7 protein-coding genes are annotated in these 5,373 nt (G+C 46.1%); 4 read left to right on the top strand and 3 right to left on the bottom strand.

Features of this window, described 5'->3' with window-relative positions:
• Positions 1-107 precede the first annotated feature (107 nt).
• Both ASV53_RS22345 and purE read right to left on the bottom strand, forming a co-directional pair.
• Complete coding sequence (locus ASV53_RS22345) at positions 108-1,220, bottom strand: 5-(carboxyamino)imidazole ribonucleotide synthase (protein ID WP_094958740.1); 1,113 nt, start codon at positions 1,218-1,220, stop codon at positions 108-110.
• 4 nt (positions 1,221-1,224) lie between these two features.
• Positions 1,225-1,710 carry a 5-(carboxyamino)imidazole ribonucleotide mutase gene (gene purE, locus ASV53_RS22350; protein WP_094958741.1) on the bottom strand — a complete coding sequence of 162 codons (486 nt, stop codon included), beginning with the start codon at positions 1,708-1,710 and terminating at the stop codon, positions 1,225-1,227.
• 198 nt (positions 1,711-1,908) lie between these two features.
• On the opposite strand from purE, the gene tsaC reads away from it, so the two are divergent.
• From tsaC to ASV53_RS22370, 4 genes are all read left to right on the top strand, one after another.
• A complete protein-coding gene (tsaC, locus tag ASV53_RS22355) occupies positions 1,909-2,466 on the top strand; it encodes an L-threonylcarbamoyladenylate synthase type 1 TsaC (RefSeq protein WP_094958746.1) in 558 nt (185 codons plus the stop codon).
• 5 nt (positions 2,467-2,471) lie between these two features.
• Entirely contained in the window at positions 2,472-3,377 is a 906-nt protein-coding gene (gene hemF / locus ASV53_RS22360; RefSeq protein WP_094958742.1) for an oxygen-dependent coproporphyrinogen oxidase, read from the top strand.
• Between the two features lie 75 nt (positions 3,378-3,452).
• Complete coding sequence (aroE, locus tag ASV53_RS22365) at positions 3,453-4,274, top strand: shikimate dehydrogenase (protein ID WP_094958743.1); 822 nt, start codon at positions 3,453-3,455, stop codon at positions 4,272-4,274.
• A 19-nt stretch (positions 4,275-4,293) separates the two neighbouring features.
• A complete protein-coding gene (locus ASV53_RS22370; RefSeq protein WP_094958744.1) occupies positions 4,294-4,557 on the top strand; it encodes a DUF1488 family protein in 264 nt (87 codons plus the stop codon).
• Here the strand turns inward: ASV53_RS22370 and ASV53_RS22375 are convergent.
• Entirely contained in the window at positions 4,547-5,092 is a 546-nt protein-coding gene (locus tag ASV53_RS22375; RefSeq protein WP_094958745.1) for a gamma carbonic anhydrase family protein, read from the bottom strand. The two genes, ASV53_RS22370 and ASV53_RS22375, sit on opposite strands and share 11 nt — an antisense overlap.
• Between the last annotated feature and the right edge of the window lie 281 nt (positions 5,093-5,373).

Below are 5,373 nucleotides of genomic sequence, written 5' to 3' on the forward strand. Positions count from 1 at the left end.
TGGAACCGCCGTATGCGACCCACGCTTGTACGGTGGTGTGAGAGGACGGAGGCCGTGAGGCCTCCTCCTACTCGATTAGGGCGAGACAGAGTGCTCGTCTTTTTTATTTAAAGCGATAGTGCTGGAAAGGCAGTGCTATCTAGCTGTTGGCTGAGAGCTTGTAACTTATTAACTAGCGCTTCGGGTGTAGGGGCACACACATTGATATGTCCCATTTTTCGCCCCGCTCGCTTTTCTTTGCCGTACCAGTGAACATGGCAACCTGCTTCGGTCAGCACGCTTTTAGGTAAAGTATCTTCACCTAAAATATTGATCATTGCCGTTGGCCGAATCAAGTCTGTGCTCCCCAGGGGTAAGCCACAAACGGCACGTAAATGGTTTTCAAATTGACAGGTTTCAGCACCTTGCTGCGTCCAGTGGCCTGAGTTATGAACACGAGGGGCAATTTCATTAACCAGTAGCTCACCATCAAGGTCAAAAAACTCAAGGGCTAATACGCCGACATAATCAAGGCTCTTAGCGACAGCGGTAAACATGTGCTTTGCTTGTGCTTGTAGTGCTTCTTCGTTAATTGCAGTCGATAGACTTAATACACCATTGGTATGCACATTTTCCGCGAGTGGATAGACGGAAATAGAGCCATCTTTGCCACGTGCACCAACCAGTGATACTTCGCGATTAAAGGGTACAAATTCTTCAGCGACAATAGCTTGAGTTGGTGTCGCGCCAATGCACTGTGCCATTTCATCCCACATGGTATCCATCTGAGCGGGATCTTTTAAACGCCACTGTCCTTTGCCATCGTAACCACCAAGCGCACTTTTTAATACCATAGGCAGGCCTACATGTTGGACTGCAGCATCAAAATCGGCACGGTTATTGATAACGTAATATTTGGCATTGCGCACTTTTGCACTATCAAGTAATGCTTTTTCTATTCGGCGATCGCCTCCGGCTTTAATCGCATCAGTGGTTGGCAGGAACTTACCACTTTGCTCACACACATCAAGGATATGGTGCGGGATATGCTCAAACTCAGCAGTGATGACATCGGCACGCGCAATGGCTGCTTCTAATCCTTGGCCTATCACCACTTGCGTTAGTGGGTGAACGATATTTTCACTGCCCACATCAAACGCAGAGATCTCAATATTCAGTGGAGCACCTGCTAATGACATCATACGAGCGAGCTGACCTGCGCCTAAAACCAGTACGTGCATGTGTTTAGTCCTCTGCTGGGTTTGGATTCGCAAGAACGGTTTCGGTTTGTTCGCTGCGGAACGCTTCTACTTTTGCCATCACTTCTTCATCGTGCGTGCCAATGATTTGTGCGGCCAAAATGCCGGCATTTGCGGCGCCTGCTTCACCAATGGCTAAGGTACCAACCGCAATACCTTTTGGCATTTGAACGATAGACAGTAATGAGTCCATGCCCTTCAGAGCGCGTGATTGCACGGGAACACCAAGTACAGGTAGGCTGGTAAATGCCGCAGCCATTCCAGGAAGATGAGCGGCTCCGCCTGCGCCTGCGATGATGACTTTGATCCCGCGTTCTTTAGCACTGTTGGCGTAATCAGCAAGAAGTTGAGGAGTACGGTGAGCAGAAACTACTTTTGTTTCATAAGGCACATTGAAGCGATCTAGCATTTCAGCGGCATGTTGCATGGTTGGCCAGTCAGATTTCGAACCCATGATAATTCCAACTTTCATTCCGATCTCCTGTTGATAACTTAAAACGTCGCAAATAATACGTGTTGGCCGCATTATACGGTGATTTTAAACGAAGGAAAACGTTTGCGTCGGTGTATTTGTCTCATTGTATTACCGTCATGGAGTTGCTTGCTCAGAGTGGGTAAACTAGTAAATAGGAAGTTAAATGATAATCAGCTAAATAATAATGAGGGTGACGTGGAAAATTTTGCGCAAGTGATCACCGCACTGCAACAGGGAGAGGTTATCGCCTACCCGACTGAAGCTGTCTTTGGCGTGGGCTGTGACCCCGACAATGAGCCAGCAGTTATGAAATTGCTCGATATTAAGCAACGTCCAATAGAAAAAGGTCTGATTTTAATAGCCGCAGATTATGACCAGCTGTTGCCTTACATTGATGATAGCCAGTTATCACCAGCTCAGCGTCAGAAAATTAAAGCGACATGGCCGGGACCTGTGACTTGGGTTATGCCTACCAAAGCGAGCGTGCCTAGTTATTTGACAGGGCAATTTTCAACAATTGCTGTTCGAGTAACGGATCACCCGTTGGTTCAACAATTATGCCGAGAATTTGGTAAACCCATCACTTCAACCAGCGCTAATCTGTCAGGCCAAGAGCCGGGACGAACAGCTGCCGAAGTTGAATTACAACTCGGTCATTGTTTACCTGCTATTTTGCAGGGGGAAACAGGTGGTCGTGATAACCCATCTGAAATTCGTGATGCAATCACAGGTAATGTTTTTCGCCAAGGATAGAGAGCATGCAAACAGTAGATAAAGCCGCAGTTAAAGCCTTTTTACTCGATCTTCAAGACCGAATTTGTCGGGCGATTGAAGCGCAAGATGGTCAAGCGACCTTTGAGCAAGACGAATGGCAGCGTGAACAAGGTGGCGGTGGTCGTAGTCGAGTGATGCGAGGAGGGGCAGTCTTCGAGCAAGGGGGCGTGAATTTCTCTCATGTATTTGGGACTAAAATGCCAGCCTCTGCGACTGCACATCGCCCAGAATTAGCAGGTCGTAGCTTTGAAGCTATGGGCGTGTCATTGGTTATCCACCCAAATAACCCGTATGTACCGACTTCACATGCAAACGTTCGATTTTTTATTGCTGAAAAGGAAGGTGAAGCACCGGTATGGTGGTTTGGCGGTGGTTTTGACTTAACCCCATTCTATCCTTTTGAGGAAGACTGCCAGCATTGGCATGATACGGCAAAAACCTTGTGCCAACCATTTGGTGATCAGGTGTATGCTGAGCATAAAGCATGGTGTGATAAATACTTCTATCTACCCCACCGTGATGAAACGCGTGGTGTCGGTGGCTTGTTCTTCGATGATTTGAATGAATGGGGTTTTGAGAAGAGTTTTGCTTACATGCAAGCTGTCGGTAATGGCTACATTGATGCGTACCTCCCTATCGTTAAAATGCGTCACGCCCTACCCTTCGGTGAACGCGAGCGTGAGTTCCAGCTTTATCGACGTGGTCGCTATGTTGAATTTAACTTAGTTTATGATCGCGGCACCTTATTTGGTTTGCAAAGTGGCGGTCGTACCGAGTCGATCTTAATGTCAATGCCGCCATTAGCGCGTTGGGAATATTGCTACCAACCAGAAGCGGATTCTGCAGAAGCCAAGTTATACCAAGAGTATTTAAAACCACGATCTTGGTAAACGAACTGTTTGAGCTTCCATAGATGCAGTGTTAGGGTCGAATGATCGCCCCTCATTTATTGGAAGCTTTCCCACATGGATCAGTACGTTGTTTTTGGTAATCCCATCACTCAAAGCAAATCGCCTTTTATTCATACCTTATTTGCTCGCCAAACTGCGCAAGACATGGTTTACCATGCTGAGCAACCTGATAGAGATGGTTTTACTGTGGCTGCGGATCGTTTTTTTGCTCAGGGTGGTCGCGGCTGTAACATTACAGCCCCCTTTAAAGAAGAAGCTTTCCAATATGCGCAGCAATTAACTGAACGTGCACGCTTAGCGGGCGCAGTGAATACTTTGAAGAAACTTGACGATGGTGTGATTCTTGGTGATAACACCGATGGTGAAGGATTAGTTCAGGACTTATTGCAGCATCAAGTCCCTTTAAAGGGAAAACGTATTTTATTGGTTGGTGCTGGTGGTGCCGCGCGTGGGGTTATTCTCCCTTTATTAGCTCAGCAGCCAGCAGAAGTGGTTGTGGCCAATCGTACTGAAGCCAAAGCGCAACAATTAGCCGCCCTTTTTTCTTCATATGGCACAATTGCTTCGCAAGCGATCGATGAACTTGATGGCCTGACATTCGACATTATTATCAACTCGACGTCTGCAGGGTTATCCGGGCAATTACCTTCCCTGCCCCATAGCCTGATTTCAAGTCAAGTGACTTGCTACGATATGGTGTATAGCACGCAAACCACCACCTTTAATCAATGGGCAAAAGATTTAGGCGCGCATAGAACACTTGATGGACTTGGGATGTTAGTGGGCCAAGCTGCCGAAAGCTTTATGCTATGGCGAGGCTTGCGCCCTAGTGCGAAGCAGGTACAACGCGAACTGAGACTTCAGCTTCAATTATAATAAATAGAGAACAAAAATCATGAACCAAGATATTTTATTTGCTGATATTCAAACTTGGGATGCAAAACGCCAAGCGGTAAGCTTCCCTGCGCAACAAGCGGGTGCATTGATTGATTGCTGGGTATCGCTTGGCTGGTTACAACAACGGACTGCAGGTACCTTGGTTAACGAAGCCGATATTCTTTCTGCATTTATACATCTACGCTTCGACCTTGAAGATCTCGCCGAAGAAAAAATAGAAGATGAAGATTTTGAGCCTGATGGCTCTGTTGTTATTGGCTAATCTCAGCTAAGTAGTCATCTTTCAGGCGAACATAGTTATCAGCAGAGATAGACAGGAAAGCGCGTTCTTTATCCGTTAAAGAGCGCGCTTGTTTTATAGGGCTACCTATATAAAGGAAGCCACTCTCTAATATCTTACCTGGCGGCACTAAACTCCCCGCTCCGATGATGATGTCATTATGAATGACGGCACCATCTAAAATGATTGCTCCCATGCCGACTAATACTCGATCACCAATATGGCAACCATGCAGCATTGCTTTATGACCAACGGTAACATCATCACCAATGATTAAAGGGTGACCACTAGGGTTATCATGAGTAGCACGGCTGACATGGAGTACAGATCCATCTTGAATATTTGAGCGATGACCAATCGATATATGATTAACGTCGCCTCGCGCGGCGACTAAAGGCCAAATACTTGATTCATCACCAAGTGAAATTTCACCGGTCATAACGGCAGACGCATCTATATAGGTATTAAGACCTAATTTTGGAGCTTTTCCTTTAAAGGTACGCATAGAATCTGGCATAGAAATAGTCTGCTTTGATGATAAGAGTGAAAAGAATAACGCTGTAACGGTGTGAATAATACCTAAAACAAGGCTTATTGTTCGATAGTTGAGCGCTTAAACCTAAATGTCATAATTATCTCTAAATGCCCCTTGCCAATGTGATCGAAGTCTCTATAATACGACCTCACTGACACGGAGCAAGGCGCTAAGCCCGCTACGAAGTCAGTATGTTCTTTAACAATTTGACCATGCAATCTGTGTGGGCACTCGTGAAATGAATAGTCAAAACTGTTCATTGT

The organism is Photobacterium sanguinicancri, from assembly GCF_002265265.1.
Taxonomy (GTDB): domain Bacteria; phylum Pseudomonadota; class Gammaproteobacteria; order Enterobacterales; family Vibrionaceae; genus Photobacterium; species Photobacterium sanguinicancri.

What these genes read in the sequence shown, in the direction of transcription:
- purE (WP_094958741.1), bottom strand. Translation starts at nt 1,710, where the DNA reads ATGAAAGTTGGAATTATCATGGGTTCGAAATCTGACTGGCCAACCATG.
- ASV53_RS22370 (WP_094958744.1), top strand. Translation starts at nt 4,294, where the DNA reads ATGAACCAAGATATTTTATTTGCTGATATTCAAACTTGGGATGCAAAA.
- ASV53_RS22345 (WP_094958740.1), bottom strand. Translation starts at nt 1,220, where the DNA reads ATGCACGTACTGGTTTTAGGCGCAGGTCAGCTCGCTCGTATGATGTCA.
- aroE (WP_094958743.1), top strand. Translation starts at nt 3,453, where the DNA reads ATGGATCAGTACGTTGTTTTTGGTAATCCCATCACTCAAAGCAAATCG.
- ASV53_RS22375 (WP_094958745.1), bottom strand. Translation starts at nt 5,092, where the DNA reads ATGCCAGATTCTATGCGTACCTTTAAAGGAAAAGCTCCAAAATTAGGT.
- hemF (WP_094958742.1), top strand. Translation starts at nt 2,472, where the DNA reads ATGCAAACAGTAGATAAAGCCGCAGTTAAAGCCTTTTTACTCGATCTT.